General features: G+C 38.9%; 20 protein-coding genes, 1 pseudogene and 1 riboswitch. Of the genes and pseudogenes, 17 read left to right on the top strand and 4 right to left on the bottom strand.

Going from position 1 to position 20,975, the window contains the following annotated elements:
• Positions 1–187 precede the first annotated feature (187 nt).
• Positions 188–499 carry a LysR family transcriptional regulator substrate-binding protein gene (locus DW904_RS26050; RefSeq protein ID WP_330602973.1) on the top strand — a complete coding sequence of 104 codons (312 nt, stop codon included), beginning with the start codon at positions 188–190 and terminating at the stop codon, positions 497–499.
• 92 nt (positions 500–591) lie between these two features.
• On the opposite strand, the gene DW904_RS20445 is transcribed toward DW904_RS26050, so the two are convergent.
• Together DW904_RS20445 and DW904_RS20440 are read right to left on the bottom strand one after the other, a co-directional pair.
• Entirely contained in the window at positions 592–1,626 is a 1,035-nt protein-coding gene (locus DW904_RS20445; protein ID WP_118584003.1) for an SdpI family protein, read from the bottom strand.
• Positions 1,601–1,894 carry an autorepressor SdpR family transcription factor gene (locus DW904_RS20440; RefSeq protein ID WP_173717826.1) on the bottom strand — a complete coding sequence of 98 codons (294 nt, stop codon included), beginning with the start codon at positions 1,892–1,894 and terminating at the stop codon, positions 1,601–1,603. The genes DW904_RS20445 and DW904_RS20440 overlap by 26 nt, the downstream gene beginning before the upstream one ends.
• Before the next feature lie 178 nt (positions 1,895–2,072).
• On the opposite strand from DW904_RS20440, the gene DW904_RS24320 reads away from it, so the two are divergent.
• The 11 genes and pseudogenes from DW904_RS24320 to DW904_RS20385 all read left to right on the top strand — a co-directional run bounded on the left by DW904_RS24320 (position 2,073) and on the right by DW904_RS20385 (position 14,632).
• Positions 2,073–2,561: a hypothetical protein gene (locus DW904_RS24320; RefSeq protein WP_243110511.1), complete on the top strand. Its 489-nt coding sequence runs from the start codon at positions 2,073–2,075 to the stop codon at positions 2,559–2,561.
• Positions 2,558–2,962 (top strand): hypothetical protein, encoded by a 405-nt coding sequence (locus tag DW904_RS24315; RefSeq protein ID WP_243110510.1) that lies wholly within the window; start codon positions 2,558–2,560, stop codon positions 2,960–2,962. Before DW904_RS24320 ends, DW904_RS24315 begins: the two co-directional genes overlap by 4 nt.
• A gap of 134 nt (positions 2,963–3,096) precedes the next feature.
• Positions 3,097–3,486: a BlaI/MecI/CopY family transcriptional regulator gene (locus tag DW904_RS20430; protein WP_026649345.1), complete on the top strand. Its 390-nt coding sequence runs from the start codon at positions 3,097–3,099 to the stop codon at positions 3,484–3,486.
• 6 nt (positions 3,487–3,492) lie between these two features.
• Entirely contained in the window at positions 3,493–5,241 is a 1,749-nt protein-coding gene (locus DW904_RS20425) for a M56 family metallopeptidase (protein WP_118583999.1), read from the top strand.
• Positions 5,242–5,471: 230 nt separating this feature from the next.
• Positions 5,472–7,355 (top strand): asparagine synthase (glutamine-hydrolyzing), encoded by a 1,884-nt coding sequence (gene asnB, locus DW904_RS20420; protein WP_118583997.1) that lies wholly within the window; start codon positions 5,472–5,474, stop codon positions 7,353–7,355.
• 501 nt (positions 7,356–7,856) lie between these two features.
• Positions 7,857–9,743, top strand: a complete 1,887-nt coding sequence (locus DW904_RS20410) for a beta-N-acetylhexosaminidase (protein WP_118583992.1) — start codon at positions 7,857–7,859, stop codon at positions 9,741–9,743.
• 410 nt (positions 9,744–10,153) lie between these two features.
• A complete protein-coding gene (locus tag DW904_RS20405; RefSeq protein WP_118583990.1) occupies positions 10,154–10,978 on the top strand; it encodes an AraC family transcriptional regulator in 825 nt (274 codons plus the stop codon).
• 18 nt (positions 10,979–10,996) lie between these two features.
• Positions 10,997–12,035 (top strand): annotated as a pseudogene (locus DW904_RS20400) (hypothetical protein).
• Positions 12,036–12,381: 346 nt separating this feature from the next.
• Positions 12,382–12,939: a sigma-70 family RNA polymerase sigma factor gene (locus DW904_RS20395; RefSeq protein ID WP_118583988.1), complete on the top strand. Its 558-nt coding sequence runs from the start codon at positions 12,382–12,384 to the stop codon at positions 12,937–12,939.
• Positions 12,936–14,321 (top strand): DUF4179 domain-containing protein, encoded by a 1,386-nt coding sequence (locus DW904_RS20390; RefSeq protein WP_118583986.1) that lies wholly within the window; start codon positions 12,936–12,938, stop codon positions 14,319–14,321. Before DW904_RS20395 ends, DW904_RS20390 begins: the two co-directional genes overlap by 4 nt.
• 155 nt (positions 14,322–14,476) lie before the next feature.
• Entirely contained in the window at positions 14,477–14,632 is a 156-nt protein-coding gene (locus DW904_RS20385; RefSeq protein ID WP_202187788.1) for a helix-turn-helix transcriptional regulator, read from the top strand.
• Between the two features lie 152 nt (positions 14,633–14,784).
• Here the strand turns inward: DW904_RS20385 and DW904_RS20375 are convergent, their stop codons facing one another.
• On the bottom strand, positions 14,785–15,351 hold the full coding sequence (locus tag DW904_RS20375) for a folate family ECF transporter S component (RefSeq protein ID WP_118583984.1): 567 nt from the start codon (positions 15,349–15,351) through the stop codon (positions 14,785–14,787).
• 70 nt (positions 15,352–15,421) lie between these two features.
• A riboswitch (THF riboswitch) is annotated at positions 15,422–15,519 on the bottom strand.
• Positions 15,520–15,591: 72 nt separating this feature from the next.
• Between DW904_RS20375 and DW904_RS20370 the strand changes: the two genes are divergently transcribed.
• The 4 genes from DW904_RS20370 (at position 15,592) to DW904_RS24310 (ending at position 19,841) form a co-directional block, all read left to right on the top strand.
• Positions 15,592–16,770 carry a beta-galactosidase small subunit gene (locus DW904_RS20370; RefSeq protein WP_118583982.1) on the top strand — a complete coding sequence of 393 codons (1,179 nt, stop codon included), beginning with the start codon at positions 15,592–15,594 and terminating at the stop codon, positions 16,768–16,770.
• 369 nt (positions 16,771–17,139) lie between these two features.
• Complete coding sequence (locus DW904_RS20365) at positions 17,140–17,916, top strand: hypothetical protein (protein ID WP_202187787.1); 777 nt, start codon at positions 17,140–17,142, stop codon at positions 17,914–17,916.
• A gap of 240 nt (positions 17,917–18,156) precedes the next feature.
• Entirely contained in the window at positions 18,157–19,257 is a 1,101-nt protein-coding gene (locus tag DW904_RS20360; protein ID WP_243110509.1) for a hypothetical protein, read from the top strand.
• Complete coding sequence (locus DW904_RS24310) at positions 19,254–19,841, top strand: ABC transporter ATP-binding protein (protein ID WP_347562220.1); 588 nt, start codon at positions 19,254–19,256, stop codon at positions 19,839–19,841. The genes DW904_RS20360 and DW904_RS24310 overlap by 4 nt, the downstream gene beginning before the upstream one ends.
• Positions 19,842–19,932: 91 nt before the next feature.
• Here DW904_RS24310 and DW904_RS20355 read toward each other — a convergent pair whose 3' ends face one another.
• Positions 19,933–20,169: a DUF6061 family protein gene (locus DW904_RS20355; protein ID WP_118127216.1), complete on the bottom strand. Its 237-nt coding sequence runs from the start codon at positions 20,167–20,169 to the stop codon at positions 19,933–19,935.
• Between the two features lie 314 nt (positions 20,170–20,483).
• On the opposite strand from DW904_RS20355, the gene DW904_RS20350 reads away from it, so the two are divergent.
• Positions 20,484–20,861, top strand: a complete 378-nt coding sequence (locus DW904_RS20350) for an SdpI family protein (RefSeq protein WP_003864540.1) — start codon at positions 20,484–20,486, stop codon at positions 20,859–20,861.
• Positions 20,862–20,975 lie beyond the last annotated feature (114 nt).

Raw genomic sequence — 20,975 nt, 5'->3', positions numbered from 1 at the left:
TGGCAGACAGCTCCGGATTATCCCATGGAAGTGTAGCCATCGGTGCCAGTGAAACTGCCCTCAATATTTTCCTGCTGGATAAATTAAAAAGTTTTCACATGACTTATCCGGGAATCCGGCTGAAGCTTTACAACCATTCCACACCGGAAGCCAGGAACTTTCCCTTCGGGAGGTAAAGAACTATCCGATGATTTCTCTTGGGCGGGAAACTATGACCTATAAATTTTACAACAGCGTATTTTTATCTCATGGCCTGGATCTTTCCCCGGATACGGAAGCTGCCACTGCGGATCAGATCCTGCCTCTGGTAAAATGCGAGCTCGGGCTTGCCTTTTTGCCCCAGCCGATGGCTGCACCTTCCCTTTTGAAAAAAGAGATCGTACAGATCCCATTAAAAGATGAAATTCCGGAGCGCCAGATCTGCCTGGTGTATGACAGCCAGCATCCTATGGGGGCTGCGGCAAGAGAATTAAAAAATACAATTCTGTTGATTACATAAAAGAAGCGAAAGAACTTGGTTTATTAAACGCGGCACCTATCCAAACACAAGTCAATTGATGAGTCGGGAACATTTTCCCAGCATTTCTGATGCTATTTTAATTCATTTGACACCTTTTCGCTAATTGTATGATAGATTTCCTTTGTCGCTGAATCATTTTCACCATTTACGACCAATATTTTTCCATCTATACTCATGACTACATATGAATGACAGGATGAATGGGTATACCTGATATAATCTCCATAAACATCATTTCTAAAATTTCCCATAGCATATCTAAGATTTCCTAAACCGTTGGTTCTATAATCATTCCGGTTCTGAGATGAATTTTCTTCATATGAGATACTGTCAATCTGCGCATAGTCCACTGTATAATCGCTCCAGCCTTGTGCCTCAATGGTAAAATCTTTATCCTCGAAACGAATCTCAATACTTCCCAAAAACAACGTCCATATACCGAATATAATGGTTAAAATGGTTATGATTCCGGATACTCCAATTGTTTTTTTGTTATACTGAATTTTTAATTTTTCTCCGGTCGCTATCTTTTTCTTATAAAATAGATAAGAATAGAGAATGCTGATGATTGCAGCTGCCATAATGCTTACGATATACAAAACAAGAGCAGCCATACTTTCCTCAAAAAGACCACAGAGCATACACAGAATACCTGATGCCATCCATAGTTTCCCACTGAATCTATGAGTTGCATTCCAGTTTTCCTCATCCTGCAATGTCCATATAACCCGGATTCCTATCGTATTATTCTGCTTTACCTTTGGCAGATAATTTCCTATAACCATGAATAGTAAGCCTGTTCCATAATACATGAATGCTATGAACAGGTTCTCCATGCCTGCTCCGGTATTTACCAATCTGGCAATGCCATTATAGAGCAATGTAATAACAGGTATCATCCATATAGTCATTCCTATAACTTTTGGACTCTGTTGTCGGCTTCTGTTATCATAAAATATGATTGCTACAAATATACAGTGCGTTACTACAAAAAATACATTTATCCATTTACCGTGTGTACTCGTAAAACCCACCAGGACTCCTGCAAGAATTACCAGTATAGAGCTAATTAATGAACCTCTATATTTTTTTATCATTTCCTTCATCGTTCGATGCTCCTTTCAAATCTGTTATCCACAACATGACATCTTCCAATACGGAAGTGTTTAATTCATAATAAATAAACTTTCCTTCTCTTTGGTTTCGGATCAAATCAGCTTCCTTCAATATTGCCAGATGTCTTGATATGGATGCTCCCGTCACTGAAAAATGTTCGCATATTTCTCCGGCTGAAAGCCGCCCATTTTTCAATAAGTTCAAAATCTCACGTCGTATTGGATCAGCTAGTGCTTTTAATGTATCCTGTATACCCAATAATTCATCACATCCCTTCATTTAACATTTAACCTAATTGTTAAATGTATTATAATGCAAGGAATATTATGTGTCAAGAACCAGTTACTTCAAAATATGGTTGACATTTATATTCTACAGATGTAGAATATAAACAACTTCTACAAAAGTAGAAAATAATAAACAGGGAGAATGCACTATGAAGACAGGAACAGTAAAGTTAATGACACTTATCACTACGGCGGTATTGGGAACTTTTTCAGCAGGAACGGTTCTGGCAGCAGAAAATAATGACTTTTATACACAGCCGCCAGCAGATTCCGACTGGGAAAAGGCAGATACGGAAGGTACTTATGCCAGCTACACGAATGGAAGTGATTATGTAAACATTTACAAATATTCACTTGATGATGTCAATATAGCAATTGCAAAATGCAATGATACGTATGAAGCCTGCTATCAGACAGTTTATTCAGAGGGGAACAGTTTATATATGACGGTGGGATATGCAAAAGATGCAGATGATATCGGTGATGTCAGAAAATTCGTAGATATATTTCCTATCCAGGAAATCCCTCCCTTACCAGACAGGCAGATGAAGATTCAACAGAGAATTCTGATCAGGAGGATACCGATACTTCCAATCCGGGAGGCAAGGGAGATTCAGATTCTTCCGATACAGAAGTGAATGCTTCCGCAGATAACAGTGATGGTTCAGATATTATTTCCACCTCACCACTGACATTAGTTGACAGTGATGGAAATACCATTGAGATTAATTACATTCTTCACAAAGATTATTCTTGTGAATATCGTGGAGATGATGGAATGAACTATACCGATAATGGGGATGAAACTTATACCGACGAAAATGGAAATACCTACTCAGCTCTGAATGATGACACTCATCATCTGGGACATACGTTGGAACAGCATGACCTTCAGGATGCAAACGGTAATACTGTGACGGTTACGGAAACTACAAATGGTGATTATTATTTCCAGGACGAAAATGGTACAGGATTTACGGACAACGGAGACGGGACATGGAGTGATGAAAATGGCAGCAGCTATACAGAAATAGACTGATAGTGGTCAGTAGCTGCAGGAATGGCAAGAGCATTTGCAAATTGTGCAAAAGCCCTTGCCATTTCCGTGAACCGTGGTAAAATAGAGTTATTCCTACATTTGTAGAAAATATGTAACAGGGGAGGTATGAAAAAGTGAAAAAAACTTACCAGAGACTTCCGGAATCAGAACTGGATATTATGCTCGTTCTTTGGAATAATACTCCGCCGATGACCAGACCGGAGATTGAGAAAGTGATCAATATGAAGAAAAAGCTTGCATCAACAACAATTTTGTCATTGCTGACCAGACTGGAGAACAAAAATTTCGTGGAAGTGACGAAACAGGGAAAAATGAATCTGTATACACCCCTGGTTTCGCAGTCAGATTATCAGGCACATGAAAGCCAGAGTGTTCTTGAGAAGCTTTATGGGAATTCACTAAAAAAGTTTGTAACTTCACTTTATCATGGAAAGAAAATCAGCTCGGAAGAAGTCCAGGATCTCAGTGAATTTCTTAAGAACCTGGAGGACAGGGAGGAATAGCAAATTATGGAGGTTTTCATTCTGCACATTCTGAAACTGAACATTATTGCAGCAGTAGTAATTTTACTGGTAAAAGTGCTTGCGACTCTGTTTAAAGGACGTGTATCAGCGAGATGGAAGTACTTTATCTGGCTGTTGATTACGATAAGCCTTTGTATTCCGGTGCGCCTTCCGGAGAATCTGGCACTGGTGGATTTCAAAGTACTTAGAAGCAGTCAACAGAATACGCAAAACCCGAAGATAACGGATTATGCAGTCAGACCAGAGGAAAGTCAGAAGATAACAGAAACCGTATCATCTGCGAGCAATGACATGAAAAATCTGACAGAAATTCCGGAACAAAAGAGAACTGTTAGGTACGAATCAGATAAATGGCTGGGAATTGTGGCTGTGATTTTTGTTGTTGTCTGGCCGAGCGTAGCGGTACTTAAACTGACAGGAGAATTGCTGGCATATTATTTTTCTATAAGGAATCTGGAACGGATGAGTCTACAGGTAAGTGATACGGTGAGTATTCAGATGTACCGTGCAGCGTGTCAAAAGAAGCACGTACGCAGAATACCGGAACTCAGGCAAAACGCAGGTCTTACCACACCGCTTCTTGCAGGACTTTTACATACAAAATTGTATCTACCAGCAACCGGGTATTCAGCAGAAGAAAGAAAACTTATCTTTTACCATGAACTTACACATTATTGCCATCGGGATCTCTGGTATAAGATGCTCCTTCGAATCTGTGCATCGATATACTGGTTCAATCCCTTTCTTCTTATCATGCTGAAAGAAGCGGATAAGGATATTGAAAATCTGTGTGATACAGCGGTTGTTCGCAGAGTTAATAAAAAGGAACATAAATTATATCGACTGCTGCTTCTCAGGACAGTGGCCATGGAAAATCAGATTCCATATGTGACAGCAAGTCTTAATGACAGCGAAATGGTGTTTAAAGATCGGATTCTGTATATGGTGAACATTCGGAAACTCCGCAAAGGAATTCTTCCGGGAATTCTTGTGACGCTGCTGCTTGCAGGCGGTAATCTGGTATTTAATGTCTCTGCCGGGACAGATACAGTTTCAGTAGAGACGGAGAAGTCTGGTATTGAAAAAAATGCAGATCCAGAGAAAAATAATGTACCGGATTATGCACCGTTTTCTGAAATGGTAACTATGCAGAAAGCTGCTGAAACACAGGACGAAGGAGGAGTGACAGAGAATACAGATACAGAGGATTCTGTAGACGAAGAGGAAAAAGCGGATGCGGAAACAAATGATGAACCTGCCATGGAAAACAGCGGACAGGTAAGTGAAACGACCGATGATGGAATTACCTCTGACAACAACGGGTCTGTTTCATCTTATGAAAATCTGCCAGCAGGCGTACCATATACCAGTGGATTCACTACTACTTCCGGTGTAGCATCAATTGTAGCACCGGGTGGAGGAGATGAAGAATCCAGAGTTCTTTACGATAACGGAGATGGGACCTATTCTGATGCTTATGGGAGCCGATACAGTTATCAGGGAGATGGAAACTGGGCAGATGCCAATGGAAATTCATATCGTACCTGGAATGACGAAGACTATAATTTCGGAACACAGCTGGAAAAGCATGAACTCAAGGGCAGCAGCGGCACCGTTAATGTAAAAGAGACTACAAACGGAGATTATTATTACTGTGATTCAGAAGGTGTAGGATACACAGATAATGGTGACGGAACCTGGACCGATGAGAACGGAAATCTTTATGAAGAGTAAATGAAAAGAAACGTTTTCCGAAAGCAAATAAAGAAATGGAAAACGTTTCTTTTTTTATAAAATGTTATATGAGATATAAAAGCTATTTGGAAATATAATTATTTGATAAGAAAGACATTTTTATTTTACAACAAACAGATATTTTTATGATAAAATATTGGAAAAAATTTTGGACTGTAACAAAAGTTGTTGCAGTGTCTAAACTACATCAAATGGATACGGAGGAAGAAATGTGCGGAATCTGTGGATTTACAGGTTACAGACAGGATCAGGAGACAGTAATTGAAAGGATGATGAAAGCCATTGAGCATAGAGGCCCGGACAGTAAGGGATCTTTTTGCAGGGAGAAGATTACGCTGGGCTTTCGAAGACTTAGTATTATTGATTTAGAAGATGGGCAGCAGCCTATGGAAAGTGCGGATGGAAACCTTCATATTGTTTTTAATGGGGAAATTTACGATTATAAAGAACTGCGGGAAGAACTTGAGACTTTCGGCATTTCTTTTTGCACCCATTCCGATACGGAAGTTCTGGTAAATACCGTTCAGCAGTATGGGGAGAAGGCACTGGATAAACTCAGGGGAATGTTTGGGTTTGCAGTATGGAATGAAAAAGAGCAGACTTTGATGCTTGCAAGGGATTTCTTTGGAATTAAGCCTGTGTACTATGCCGAAATAGATGGGCACTTTGTATTTGCTTCTGAAATTAAGAGTATCCTTGCATTTCCCGGCTATGAAAGGAAAGTAAATCAGAAGGCCCTGGAGCAGTATTTGTCATTTCAATATTCTCCTCTGGAAGAGACCTTCTTTAAGGGAATTTATAAACTGATGCCTGGACATATGCTTTTATATAAAAACGGAAGCTATGAAATAAAGACTTATTTCAAACCAAAGCTTACACCAGGTCAGTGGAACCATAAGACGAATATGGCGCAGCTGCGGAGCCAGCTTTCCGAGATTTTAAAGGATTCAGTGAAGCATCATATGTTAAGTGATGTGGAAGTCGGCGCATTTTTATCAGGTGGAGTGGATTCCGGTTATCTGGCTTCTTCCTCCGGTGCAGATCAGGCATTTACAGTGGGATTTGATGAGGGAGACCGATATAGTGAAGTAAACAAAGCTGCCAAAGTGGCAGAAAAAGCAGGTTTGAAACACCATGTGAAAATCATATCCAAGCAGGAATTCTGGGATGCCCTTCCAGATGTGATGTATCATATGGATGAACCCCTTGGGGATGCCTCCGCAGTTGCACTTTATTTTCTTTCCAAAGAGGCTGCCGGTCATGTTAAGGTAGTCCTTTCCGGGGAAGGTGCAGATGAACTTTTCGGTGGATACAATATTTATAGAGAACCGGAAGCATTAAAGAAAGTTGCCTGGATTCCATTCAGGCTTAGACGTGCTGTTAGAAAACTGGCCGCAAAGCTGCCAGATGTGAAAGGTCGGGATTTTCTTATCCGCGCGGGAATGAAAGTGGAAGAACGTTTCATTGGAAATGCGTATATCTACCGTGAAAAAGAGAAAGCGCAGATTTTGAAAAATAAAGTAACAGGACCTTCCACGCAGGAATATTTAAGACCATTTTATGAAGAGCTTGAGGCAGAAAACAGAGGCGGACTTCAAGACATGGAAAAAATGCAGTCTGTAGATTTGAACTACTGGCTTCCTGGCGATATTTTGCAGAAAGCAGATAAAATGAGTATGGCACATTCCCTGGAAGTCAGGGTACCATTTCTGGATAAAGAAGTTTTTGACTTTGCAGCAAAGCTTCCGAAAGAAACTAAGATTGCAGCAGGTACAACCAAATATATTTTCCGTAAAGCTGTTTCAAAATTTCTTCCACAGGAAACCGATGAACGGAAGAAACTTGGTTTTCCTATTCCAATCCGTGTGTGGCTGCGGCAGGATGACTGGTATCAGATGGTAACGGATTTATTTACCTCAAAAGCGGCAGAAGAATTTTTTCGTACAGAGGAACTGCTTCAGCTTCTGAAAGACCATAAAAATAAAAAGGCAGATAACAGCCGTAAAATCTGGACAGTTTTAACATTCCTTATCTGGTACGATAGATTTTTTGCTACATGTTCGAAGGGAGAGTTGGTTACAAGGCTGCAATAATAAAACTTCAATATATTTTTTTTATATTCATAATAATGCACTAATTAGGTGTCTGGAAGAATTTAAGAAAAATAAATTTGTACCTGCAGAGGAAGCTGAGAAACAGATTGAACATCTTAATTTTCCACTATCTGTGGAAAAATTAGTAGATGCAATAAAGAAAGTCTTTTCTAATGAAGAAATGCGTGTCCAGACAATTGAATCTATGGAAGAAATATTCGAGGAAATGAAGGAATTTTCCTATATAACGAAAGGTACAGAAAACGACATATTTCTTCACGGTAAAGGCTCTGAAGAACAAATATATAATAATGATGGCAACTCAGTAGTTCAACAGCATAGAAAGTAGTTAATTGTTATGGCTGATTTTCCAAAAGTGTTTGTGGCTCAATTGAGGGATATGATATACCCCAAAAGCTATGTTCATAGACAAAAAGAAACATGCTGGTATATACTAAAGCAGATTTACTAGAACGTAACGGCAAAAGGAGAAAAAAAGCTATGAAGATTTCGTTTGCACCTTCAGTTATGGGATGTGAAAAACTAAAGGCGGGAACAGAGGCATTACTGGAAGAGATGAAGCAGATTCCGGAGAACCTGGAAGTAAGGGTTGAATTTAACGAGAATCCACAGCTCACTGCAAAACGGGTGGGAAACCAGGTTCAGATTACTTGTAAAGAATCAGCCCATTATTATAGGGGACTGAACCAGGTGCTGCATCATTTAGATACAGATACATATGAAAATCAGGAAACGGTATATTTTGAACGGAACGGATTTATGCTGGACTGCTCCAGAAATGCTGTGTTTACAGTAGAAAAAGTAAAATCTGTCATTCGGACACTTGCCAAAATGGGAATGAACGTACTGATGCTATATACAGAAGATACCTACGAAGTACCGGGAGAACCCTATTTCGGCAGCTACCGCGGACGCTATACAAAAGCTGAAATCCAGGAGATGGATGCATACGCTTCCATGTTTGGAATCGAGCTGGTTCCCTGCATTCAGACACTGGCGCATCTGCATAATGCTCTGAAGTGGCCGGGTAAAAATGAAATTAAGGATTCCACGGATGTTCTTATTGTGGGAAAAGAAGAAACCTACACATTTATTGAGGAGCTCCTTCAGAGTGTAAAGGAAGCGTTTTCTACACGCCGGGTACATCTTGGCATGGATGAAGCTGTTCTTCTGGGACTTGGAAAATACCTAAAAGAAAACGGTTATGAGAAAGGTTCTGTTCTTATACGGGAGCATTGCAAACGTGTGCTTGCCATCTGCAAGAAGCTTGGCCTGGAGCCTATGATCTGGAGCGACATGTACATCACAGCCAATACAAACGGCGGATATTACGAAGTACCTGCTGATGCAGATTGCTCTTCCTGGGAAAAGCCGGAAAAGGGGCTTGGTCTGGTATACTGGGATTATTATCATGATGATGAGAAATCCTATGAAAAGATGCTGAATATTCACAAGCAGTTATCCTATGATGTGATCTTTGCAGGAGGGTCCTGGATCTGGAATGGAATCGCACCAAATTATTCCAAGACATTTGCCTGCACAAAGGCTGCCCTTCAGACCTGCAAAAAATATCTGATGAAAGAGGTGCTTTGTACCGCATGGATGGATAATGGCGCAGAAACTCCGGTAGATGCGGTATGGCCAGGCGTGGCACTGTTTGCACATCTTGGCTTCCATTTGGAATACAATGAAAAAGTATTAGAAGAAGAGTTTAAGGAGTGTGTGGGTGGAAATCTGAAAGATTTTATGGCTTTGGATGCTTTCGACTCGTTGTTCTTAAATGGAAAGGCGAATCAGGAAGCGCAGAATCCATCCAAATATCTTCTGTATCAGGATCCCCTGGCAGGGATTTTTGATCAGGAGGTGGTGAAGAACGGCGTTGACACTGGTGCCTACTATAAGAAATTAAAGAAGATGGTGGAAATCTGCCAGGAGAATTCTCCGGAATATGCTGCTCTATTTGCCTATTATGAAAAGCTGGCAGCAGTGCTGGCAGATAAGGCAGACCTTGGTGTCCGTATGAAAGCAGCTTATGATAAAAAACAGTTGCTGGCTTTAAAAGAAATCTGCGAAAAAGAAATTCCGGAGACCATTCAGAATTTAGAAGAAATGAAGGTCTTAAGAGAAGACCTGTGGATGTCAGAGGCAAAGCCCTTTGGCTACGAACTGATGGATGTGAAACTTGGAGCTGTGATCACCAGACTTAACAGTACCATCCGGAGAACAAAAAAGTATCTGGATGGAAGCATCCCATGCCTGGAGGAATTGGAAGAAACGCGACTTCCATACTTTGAGAAAAATGCGGACAAACGTGAAAACCGCTGGAGCCAGATCATTAGTGGAAGTGATCTGATTGATACCATCTAAAAAGCAGACAGCCCGATATTTTCGGGCTGTCTGTCATTGGATTAAGGAAAGATATGAGGCAGGAAATACAGTCATTTTTTGCAGCATATCTTTTTTTGTATCATTTTGTCTATATTTTAAAGAATCCTGTTCATGTACAGGGGTTCATCAGTTGGTTATACTAATAAAAAGCGGATGTGATAGTTTATGCAGAAGAAAATCCGGCCGAATACCGGAATTCTCTTCTGGCATTAGCGGCAAACTTTATAATAGTTTGCGTAGAAATTCATCACATATAAGATATAAGCTTTTAAATTTTTCATTTCGTTCACCTCTTTTCTTAACTTACAAGTGCATTATAGATCACCTGAAAGCGGATTACGTGCCAAATGAAAAGAAAAAACAGACAAAATTTGCAGAGGAGAGAAATTATGTTTCCGGTTTATGAAGAGAAAAAAGAAAACCTGCATTTACATTCCCGCATTGCCAGACATGAATCCCCTCATCTGCACAATTCAGTTGAATTCATCTATCTTACAGAAGGATGCTTGGAGCTTGGAATGGGCCAGGAACTCTTTCACATGAAGGAAGGTGATTTTGCAGTCCTTTTTCCGGAAGTGATCCATCACTGCCAGGTCTTTTCAGGAGAGAATAATAAGGCATGCTATCTGTGGGCGCAGCCCATACTTTGCGGACAATTTGCTTCTGTTATGCAGAAATACTGTCCGAAAAATCCTGTAATTAAAAAGCCGCAGGTCCACCGGGATATTGTAAATGCAATTCGGTGCCTGAAGCTCGATAAAAAGGAGCAAAATCCTAACCTTGTTGTGGAACAGGCTTATGTGCAGATCCTTTTGGCCAGAAGTATCCCGGCATTTAACTTACAGGAAAAGAGCAGTGTGGAGAGCAATGATATCATTTATCAGACGGTCTCCTATATTGCAAAACATTTTAAAGAAGAAATGTCCCTGGAAAAGATGGCAAGAGATATGGGAGTAAGTAAATTTACACTTTCGCGTGTCTTTTCCGAAACTTTTCATAGAAATTTTAACCAATATTTAAATGAACAGAGATTAAACTATGTGTGTGTTCATTTAGAGTGTACTGACAAAAGCATTACGGACATTTCCATGGATGCAGGATTTGAAAGTCAGCGGACTTTTAACCGGGTTTTCAGGGAACGCTACAAAATGACACCAAGAGAATACCGGAATCTGTACAGAGAAAAGTTTGTTCTGCAAAATGAAATCATATAGAAAAGAGAGGATAAAAATATGCTGAGTGAGAGTATTGCAAAACTGGTACAGTATGGAGTCGAGACGGGACTGATACCAGAATGTGAGAGAAATTACACAACAAATCTTCTGCTGGATGTATTTTACGAGGATGATTACACTGCACCGGAACAGGAATTTCAGAACATTGAACTTGAGAAGGTTCTGGATGAACTGTTAAAAGAGGCAATTGATCGGGGATTGATTGAAGACAGTGTTGTCTATAAAGACCTGTTTGATACCAGACTGATGAATTGCCTCATGCCACGACCTGCAGAAGTACAGACAACGTTCTGGAAAAAATATGGGGAGAATCCAAAAGCAGCTTGTAGGCGGTTCTATTTTAAGCCATGACCATTTCCAGGGAGGACATTATACCTTCGCAATGGCTAAGGCACCGATTGAAAAGCATGTGACCATTCCTGGATTTAAGGATGTGGAAGCGGGAATTGTAAAGTGGCCGCTATCAGTGCTCCGTATCCGTCATAAAAATCCAGAACGGTTGATTGACCTTGCAACACATGTGCTGCAGGCATGGAGAGGCTATACAGATGAAGCAGCCTTTGTATTTGCCAATACGGACGGAGAGCCACATAATACCATAACCCCAATTGCCCGTAAAGTGGAAGATGTATACGAGCTGGATCTGACACTTCGCAATAATATTACGACGAAAGAACATCCACTTGGTGTATATCATCCACATGCACAGTACCATCATATTAAAAAGGAAAATATCGGACTGATCGAGGTAATGGGGCTTGCAGTTCTTCCGGCCAGATTAAAAGAAGAGCTGGAGCTTTTAGAGGAATACATTTTATCTGGAAAAGATATTTCTTCAAATGAAAAAATAACAAAGCATGAGGACTGGGTGAAAGAATTGCTGGAAAAATATCCGGATATTAATGCAGAGAACATTCATGCAATTCTTCAAAAAGAAGTAGGACTGGTGTTTGTTCATGTGCTGGAAGATGCCGGAGTTTATAAATGCACACCAAAAGGAAGAGAAGATTTTATGCGTTTTGTGGACAGTTTATAGGACGTATTCTGACCGTGATTATAATGAATGCTGTAGTATGAAGTACAAAACTACAGAACAAGAAAATATTTTATAACAGCAGTTGCAGCCGGTATCTCATGATATATAAAATGAGAATATCGGCTGCTTTTCATTATTTTTACCCCTAAAAGGTAATCTTCTGAAAACCAAAACTGTAGTTTGGATCTCAACTGAAAAAAATTAAATTTTTTTGTTACCATCCACTATTTTTTACGATATATAATATGAATGGAAATATTTTTATTCAAAAAGGCGCCTTATCTGTTGCTGGTCAGATTATGGACAGTGACTTTTATCTTAAAGAAACCCGGAGGACAACCTGTAAATGAATGATGATGAAATTATAAATCTGTTTTTGAAAAGAGATGAGAATGGAATTATAGAATTGAGTACTAAGTATCATCCCTATTGCTACAAGATTGCCTGGAATTTATTGGCAAATAGAGAAGATGCCGAGGAATGTCTGAATGATACCTGGTTTTCAGTATGGTCACAGATTCCTCCTACGCATCCTCCTGTATTGGCACACTTTTGCGGTCGGATTACAAGAAATCTTAGTATTGACCGTTTAAGAAAAAAGTTTGCAGGCAAGCGCCCGGATGTTCATATGGCAGATGTTATAGAGGAAATGGATCAGCTAAATGTATCTTATACCGTGGAAGAACAGCTGGCGGAAAAAGAACTGATGGAAACCATAAATCGTTTTTTGGAAGAAATGTCTCCAAAGGACAGAAATATTTTTGTACGAAGATACTGGTTTTTGGATCCTGTTTCTGCAATATCCAAAAGGCATCATATGTCAGTGGGAAGCGTGAAAATGAATTTATACAGAAACCGGAAAAAGCTGTTGAAACTGTTGGAAAAAGAAGGAGAACGCATATGAAAAAGTTTGATTTTTCAAAAGAATTTGGTAATATTGATCCGAAATATATAGAGGAAGCAGAGCGGGAATGGAGTGACAAAAAGGAAAACTGGAGACCAAAAGGGTGGAGCAAAGCAGCAGCTGCCTGTGTGATTGTCACCTTGGGTTCTGTTATCTTTTCTAATCCGCATATCCAGGCTTCAATAAAAAATATTACATTGTCCATAGGAGAAACCCTTGGTTTCCCCAAAAGCATTGAATCTTATACGGAAGTGTTGAATACCTCTAAGGAAGACAAAGGAATTACTGTAACATTAAAAGAAGTTGTTCTGGATAATGGGGTTCTGTTAACAAAGGTGCATGCAGAAAAAACATCTTCCGGGCAAAAGGGCACGGATGATGTCCAAGATGCCTGGACCTTTGCCAATACACAGCTTGACATTGATTATCAGAAAACTACAATAAATGGACAGAAAATTGAAGAATACGAAAGCGGACACTATCTGCCGTATTCGGATGAGGATTTACTAAATACCGGACTGGATGAAAATATCTATGATGCTGTTCTGGAATCCCGCTTTTCCCTTGATGAGGATTTGGGAGAAAATCCGGAAGTACATTTGGTACTTGGTGCTTATCAAAATGAAAATCTTGGCGAAGATTATTTTGCAGAATTTGAGTTTGATTTTTCTATTCCTCATGCGGAGCTTATGAAACAGACAGTTCATAAAAAGCTAGAAGATATTTCTATTAAAACAGAAGAAGGAACCGTGAAATTAACAGACTTTTCCATGAATAAACTGCAAAGTATAATTGCGGCAGAAATTCCGGAAGAACTTGAGGAAAAGCTGTATAAAGGTAATGAGATGATGCTTATGGGGACAGACAGTAAAGGAAATCAGGTACAGTATGAACTGCGCAGTAATTCAGCAGATGGTAAATCTCAATGGAGTTTTAAAACCAGTTTCTGGGGCATGTATCAGCTGGATTCTGACGGTCCGGTTCTTTTACTCCCGGATATTGACAGCGATTATCTGGAATTACAGCTTTATACCAGAGAGCCTTATATGGCTGCTGCAGACACTATCTGGGTTGATGACGATTTTGTAGAAATTGGTGAGACTACAGAAGAAGTGGAAGAAGTTCCAGAGGATACTTTTGAGGGAGAAAATCCGTCAGATGCAGAGGAGCAGGTTGAAACTCAAATTATCGGAGGGGCAGTAGCTCCCACAGAAGTAAGGCTTCAAGACGATACAGACCAGAAAGAAAATACCGACGCAGCAGATAAAACGGATGAAGATTATGGAACCGAAGAAAGCGCATATGATGGAACTACAGGTGAAATCACTGCAGAATCTGACTGGACACCTGTCGGTGAAAAAATAAGGATTCAGATTAAGTAGAGAAACGTGAATCTGTTTCCCAAAATTCCATGTCAAAGAAGCTTTGCATACCTATTTTTTCGCTGTAAAAGGTAAATTGCTTTTCATTTGGCAGAATTTTTTTTATAATCCAAGTGAGAAGCAAAACCGATTGGAAGAACAGAAGCAGAGCAAATATGAACATTGGAACGCAGATATTAAAAATACGAAAAGAAAAGGCGCTGACCCAGGAGGGATTTGGAAAAATATTTCATGTTACCAGACAGACTGTGTCTAATTGGGAGAATGAAAAGAGCTTCACGTTCATGGAAAAACAAATTCGTGCGATTTGACCAGATTGTGGGGAAAGCTGTTGTAAGATACTATCCTTCTTTTAAGTGGTTAGGATAATAAGAAACGCGAATATCAGTGGCTTATTTAGTACTGGAATATTCGCGTTTTTTATTTGATATCGCAAAGTTTTTATATTTTCAAATATATGTAATCAGTTGGCAGCCGGTTTTCTAAAAAGATTAAAAATTCCTGTCTGCTCAATCAATCTTGTGATGGTAAAGAAGATAAAGGAATCGATTGGCCACATGATCAAGTTCTTTACAGTACGCATTGGGAGGATTGCAAGGAATCCTTTTCCGTAGAGCATGTCCAGCCATAAGGTATTTAACAGAACATTTACAATCAGAACGACAACCAGTTTTGCAATCAGCACGCGACGGAAAGTGAGCTTATGTTTGTAGTAAAAACATCCATAAATAAATGCCGCGAGCATTGCGTTAAAGGTGAACCCAAAGAAAAATGGACCATCAGGGCGGATAAAGAATTTCACAATATCCAGCACACCGGCAAACAGACATCCGGTAATGGGTCCAAACAGATAATCAGCAATCTGGTTTGGGATACCGGAAAATCCAATTTTTACATAGGGACCGATATTGATAGAAGCAACTGAATTTAAAATCAGTGCCAGGGCAGCAAGCATTGCACAGACTGCCAGTGTAGAAGTGGTTTTCAGCTCTTTGGCTGATGTGAGAAACATGTTTTTTGTTTTCTCCATAAAAAATTACCTCCTTTTTTTTTTTCGCTCACAATAGGAGATAATTTATGGATTCATATTTATCTTCTGTTGCAGCGAGAAGCAATCCACGAACCGCAAGATTTCTCTTTTCGTCCTCCGGCAACTCTCCATCCGGAAGGCACTTTACGCTCATGAATTTACTCTGCATTACTTTACATGGGGCAGTATATAGCAAATTATTGGAAAAAGCAAGAAAAAAATATATAAAAATATAAGTTTTTGCAATTAAGAAAACAGACAAGAAATCGTGGCATTTATTACCTGTATCTTGCCTATGAGACAACCGCAGATGGAAAGATAGTAAATTCCGGATGCATTCGCCTGGCGGAGAGCATTGCACCGCAGCAGGAGGGAACTGTTATTATTCCGGCAAATATCCCGGAAAGAGGAAAATGCTTCTTGAAGGTGAAGTATTTGCTGAAGTCTGGAAATGGCTTACAGGAGACAGACAGTCTGCTGGGATTTGATGAAATTCTGTTGCAGAACGAGGATGGAAGAAACCAGAATGCTGTTATGCTCATGGAAACAGGATTAGTTGGAGGATTCATCAAAGTAACAGAGTCTAACCGTTATCTTGAGATGGAGAATAACGCCTTCCACTATGTTTTCAATAAACTGACCGGCTTGTTTGAAAACATGTCTGCAGCAGGAGAGAACATCCTGGATCAACCGATGGAACTTAATATATGGAGAGCACCAACAGATAACGACCGTAAGATTAAGCTGGAGTGGATGGATGCCCATTATGATCAGAGCTATGTAAGAGCTTATGAGACCTCTTACCAGGCAGAAGAATCAAAAGTAACTATCTTCACCCATATTGCAGTTGTTGCAGCTACTGTGCAGAAGGTTCTGGATATCCATGCTGTGTGGGAAGTAACTTTAGATGGCGCTGTTTCTGTAAAAATGAATATGGTAAAAGATATGGAATTCCCCATGCTTCCAAGGTTCGGGCTGCGCCTGTTCTTAAAAGATAACTTTAAGAATGTGACATACTATGGCATCGGACCGGATGAAAGCTATGTTGATAAATGCCGTTCTGGAAGTCATGGAGTTTATACCTCCAAGGTCGAAGATCTGCATGAAGATTATCTTCGTCCTCAGGAAAACGGAAGCCATACAGACTGCGATTATGTGTGCGTGAGCAATGATAAAATGACGTTGTCAGCTGCTGGAAAAAAAACGATTGCATTTAATGCTTCTGAATACACTCAGGAGGAACTGACAAATAAAAAGCACGGCTATGAACTTGAAAAATGTGGAAGCACTGTACTTTGTATTGATTATTCCCAGAATGGTATCGGTTCTAACAGCTGTGGACCGGTACTTTCCGAGAAATATCAGTTAAATGAAGAAAAATTCACATTTGATGTGAAACTGGTTCTGCATAATAGATAATTAACAAGATTTAAACATGACAGGCATGTCTCTAAACAGGGATGTGCCTGCTGCTTTTATGCACAATTTTATAGAAAAACAGACGAAATATAATAAAAATCGCATTTTGTGCATGCTTTGTAAAAATTAATTCATATGATTTTTGAATGGCAAGTTTTATAATTGGATAAATAAAGCCTATAAATGTATCAGATTAAAAGAGGGTAGGGAAAATGTATAAAGTATTGTTTATAATGCACTTTTAAAACAGTATCGTGATAATGGTGTAATCTCACAGTATTTGACTGCAATGGTCCATATCTTGCTACCAAGAAGGTTGGTAAGAACACCCCAAAGGCAGAACAGATTGAGCAGGATAATAAACTGCGGATGGACTGGAACAGAGAGGTTGACAGGGCTGTCATAAGTGAGGTTCCCATAGAGGATATTTTACAGATAAAGAGGGAACATATCACAGAGCCAGTAAAGAGATCGATTGAGCGATACGGCAATAAGCCCGAAATGCTCTCGCTTATCCTGAATATGGCAATAGCAGAGCTGGTACTGCTTATCACAAAGGTGCTTGAGGCTATAAAAGGCATTCACAGCAGGCAGCAGTGTGAAAATACTCACGAAGATAAAAACAAAGCCCAAAAGCAGGACAACGGAATACTTACAGCAGATGTGTTACCGCCAGAGCCTGTTATGATACCGGAAGCAGCCGCTTATCCGAAGTTAAAAAAGATAAAGACAGAACTGGACAGCCAGAATGCCATTATCTTTGAAGCTGAGAAACTAAGAGGCAGTCTTGAAATCGAAATGTCAAACTTAAAGGGACTGGCGAAGCTCATCAGAAAAGGCGATTTGCAGAGAAAGATTGACGAAAAGACGGATTATATCAACCGATTAAAGGCAGGACTCTCAAACATGGTTCGTAATAGCGGTTTTGAAAACATGAACGAGTTCCTGCTGACATTCAGAAAATGCAGGAATGCTTATACGGATTATCAGAGACAATACGAAAGCTGGAAGAATGCCTGCAGAAAACCGGATACACCTACGCATAAGGATGAAAAACTGTCGGATAAACTTGCAAGACTACAAAGGGAAGCCGCTGAAAACCAGAACAGTATCAGCAGGCAGACAAATGACAGAGGGGTAAGATAATATGCTCTTTGTTTTATATTCTTTTGACGGAATTACGATAGAATATTGGAACTTAACATGATATAATAATAGAAAATTTTTAGAAAGAAGTGAGAACGATATGAAAATTATCCGAGGTAACTACTCAGTACAGTTGATGTAAACTGTTGGCAGATTGTGCTGAGGTTAAAAGAAACTTGCCAGTAGTCGTTGACTGTACTGCTCTGATGCTTGAAATACAATATGTAAAGGAGTACAGTTATGCGTTATATAAAAGAAATATTAAAGAAAAACAGCATATGGGTATTGGTCTACATTGGACTAGGTATATTTAATTCATTTGTGGCTAATTACAAGGTTGACTATTTCCAAAAGGTTATTGATGGATTGGCTGATAGAACACTTGCATTTGCAGGAGTTGCAACATATGGCTCTATTTTGCTGGTAAATTACGGTATGAATTATCTGGATAATTACCCTGAAAAGAAGTTGGAACATGGTATTTATCTGGATTTTAAGCTTTTGTCACTTAGAAAAATAAGTACAATCGATTATACGGAATATCAGAAAATAGGTACGGGCAAACTTGTTCAAAGGATTGAGAATGGTTCAGCAGCAGGAAGAAATGTATTATTCAATTTCTGGTTGTGTTTGATTCGTGACTTACTTCCTACCATTGGTTTTAGTATATACTTTATTTGGGAAATAGATGAAAAAGTCACTTATGTACTGTTTGTAGGCTATACGGTTATTTTTATAATAACCAACATTCTATTGAAGTTTCTTTATAAAATAAAAGAAAAGATTTTGAATAGTGAAGAACTATTAAATCACTATTTGGTCAGAGGCTATATGGAAATGTTGGTATTTCGTATGAGTAAACAGTTCCCGAGTGAAATAAAGAAGACTTGTAATGCAAAAGAGGATATTGTTTCATCAAAAGTAAAAATGAATATGATTCATGAAGCATTCTTCACAATATTTGCACTACTTGTGGCAATGTTAGATATTGGTATTCTTTTTTATGCATGGAAAACGAAAAACCTTACAGTAGGTTCTGTGGTTGCACTAATTGCACTGATTGAAAATGCTTATACGCCAATTGCCATTTTTAATGTACTTTATGTCCAATATAAATTAGACAAGGCGTCATATAAGAGATTTGAGGAATTTTTAGGCTTAAAAGACGATGTTCAATTAAGAAACGGTAACGCAATAAATACAAATGTTGGAAAAATTGCAATAAGAAATTTATCATTCCAATATGAGGAACGGAAAATTATAGATGGCTTGAGCCTGTCAATACAAAAGGGAGAAAAAATAGCTTTTGTAGGAGAAAGTGGTTCCGGAAATCGACCTTGATTAGGATATTATTAGGGTTGCTAAAATATAATCAAGGAGAAGTTCGCTTAGGAGACATGGAGTTAAAAGAAATTTGTCTTAATAATCTGTATGATAGAGTTAGTTATCTATCACAGGATGCCCCTGTTTTTGACGGAACAATAAAAGAAAATCTGGTATTTGAGAAACAAGTGTCAGAAGAACAAATGCTGGAGGCATTGAGTGAAGTGCAACTATCTCATTTAGTTGAAAATCTTGCGGAAGGTTTAAATACTGAAATTGGTGAGAAAGGTACTTGTTTATCGGGTGGAGAAAAACAAAGACTTGCATTAGCTCGCTTGTGGTTTGAAGACTCCGAACTTGTCATTTTGGATGAAGCAACATCTGCAATGGATAATTTAACAGAAGAAAATGTAATGAAATCAGTTATGCAAAAAATGAAAGATAAAACTGTCATTGCCATTGCACATAGATTAAATTCCATTGTAGGTTTTGACAGAATTATTCTCTTTAAAGAAGGGAGGATTGTTGGACAAGGTACTTTTGAAGAACTACTACATACAGATTCTTATTTTATGGACTTGTATAATGCGAATGTGAAATAATTGTTTTTTTTAGGTTGAAACTTGTAAAAATACAAAGGGACTGTTGCTCTTGCACTTTTTTAATTGTTAGAGGAGCAGTCCCTTAGTGTACTTAAAGTTCAATAGAGTCTTCTGTGTCTACCCATATCTGCATAGTTCCATCCAGATATAGTTTTGCATATTCAAGAGGTTCATCAATAGCAAGAGCATTTAATGCACACTGAGAGCATGGTGTAGTTTTAATACCATCTTCAGCCTTATCGCAGTCAATACGAAGCATATAACCAGTATGGGTGTAGATGTCTATGCTGTTCCGGTACATATTGTATTCTGCAAATACTGTTCTCATCGTATCCTATCTCCTTGTCATTCAATCAATCATTAGTTACAAAAATCAGAAGCATTTCAATCAGTCCACCATGTCACTTTTATTTTGTGTTATACTGTTTTATATGATTTTCTTGCCCTTGTATTTGCCCTTATCAGAGTTCGTAAACATTGACGGGACGATATAACACAAGGGAAACAATAAGGGAAAGCTCACCTGCGATAAACCCAGTGTTTTCAAGGGCTTGCGGAGAATTTAATAACAAAATATAACAGCTATTAAATCTCTTAAAACAGGTGAAATCTCAATCGGAAGTTGTAGTAAAGGAGCTTACAATGGGGTTTTGGATTTTTATGTTGATTATGGATTTGCTTCTTCCATTTACGATGATTGGTTTTGGAAGATATTTTATGAAAAAGGCTCCAAAGGAAATAAATTCAGTATTTGGATATCGGACTTCGATGTCTATGAAGAACAAAGACACATGGGAATTTGCTCATAAATATTGTGGTAAAGTCTGGTATGTCTGTGGAATGGTTATGTTGCCGATAACAGTAATATTCATGCTTTTAGTGATTGGAAAAAATGAAGATTGTGTTGGGAGTATAGGAGGAATTATCTGTGGTGTTCAACTTATTCCTTTAATTGGGTCTATTCTCCCAACAGAAATAGCATTAAAAAAGAATTTTGATAAGAATGGAACAAGACGATAAATTCAAGTTGAACAAAATCGCTGCGCGATGGCCTGCCAAGGCTATGGCGCAGTTTTTCTTTACACTTTAATAAAAAGCAGTGGAAACCAAGTCCTACAAGTAGTATTGTTAAGT

Origin of the sequence: Ruminococcus sp. AM42-11 (genome assembly GCF_003480145.1) — a bacterium.
GTDB lineage: Bacteria > Bacillota > Clostridia > Lachnospirales > Lachnospiraceae > Blautia_A > Blautia_A faecis.
Note: the sequence above shows the minus strand (reverse complement) of the source record. Positions and strands in the feature narration are given on the sequence as shown.

What these genes read in the sequence shown, in the direction of transcription:
- DW904_RS26050 (WP_330602973.1), top strand. Translation starts at nt 188, where the DNA reads ATGATTTCTCTTGGGCGGGAAACTATGACCTATAAATTTTACAACAGC.
- DW904_RS20445 (WP_118584003.1), bottom strand. Translation starts at nt 1,626, where the DNA reads ATGAAGGAAATGATAAAAAAATATAGAGGTTCATTAATTAGCTCTATA.
- DW904_RS24320 (WP_243110511.1), top strand. Translation starts at nt 2,073, where the DNA reads ATGAAGACAGGAACAGTAAAGTTAATGACACTTATCACTACGGCGGTA.
- DW904_RS20425 (WP_118583999.1), top strand. Translation starts at nt 3,493, where the DNA reads ATGGAGGTTTTCATTCTGCACATTCTGAAACTGAACATTATTGCAGCA.
- asnB (WP_118583997.1), top strand. Translation starts at nt 5,472, where the DNA reads ATGTGCGGAATCTGTGGATTTACAGGTTACAGACAGGATCAGGAGACA.
- DW904_RS20410 (WP_118583992.1), top strand. Translation starts at nt 7,857, where the DNA reads ATGAAGATTTCGTTTGCACCTTCAGTTATGGGATGTGAAAAACTAAAG.
- DW904_RS20405 (WP_118583990.1), top strand. Translation starts at nt 10,154, where the DNA reads ATGTTTCCGGTTTATGAAGAGAAAAAAGAAAACCTGCATTTACATTCC.
- DW904_RS20395 (WP_118583988.1), top strand. Translation starts at nt 12,382, where the DNA reads ATGAATGATGATGAAATTATAAATCTGTTTTTGAAAAGAGATGAGAAT.
- DW904_RS20390 (WP_118583986.1), top strand. Translation starts at nt 12,936, where the DNA reads ATGAAAAAGTTTGATTTTTCAAAAGAATTTGGTAATATTGATCCGAAA.
- DW904_RS20385 (WP_202187788.1), top strand. Translation starts at nt 14,477, where the DNA reads ATGAACATTGGAACGCAGATATTAAAAATACGAAAAGAAAAGGCGCTG.
- DW904_RS20375 (WP_118583984.1), bottom strand. Translation starts at nt 15,351, where the DNA reads ATGGAGAAAACAAAAAACATGTTTCTCACATCAGCCAAAGAGCTGAAA.
- DW904_RS20365 (WP_202187787.1), top strand. Translation starts at nt 17,140, where the DNA reads ATGGACTGGAACAGAGAGGTTGACAGGGCTGTCATAAGTGAGGTTCCC.
- DW904_RS20360 (WP_243110509.1), top strand. Translation starts at nt 18,157, where the DNA reads ATGCGTTATATAAAAGAAATATTAAAGAAAAACAGCATATGGGTATTG.
- DW904_RS20355 (WP_118127216.1), bottom strand. Translation starts at nt 20,169, where the DNA reads ATGAGAACAGTATTTGCAGAATACAATATGTACCGGAACAGCATAGAC.
- DW904_RS20350 (WP_003864540.1), top strand. Translation starts at nt 20,484, where the DNA reads ATGGGGTTTTGGATTTTTATGTTGATTATGGATTTGCTTCTTCCATTT.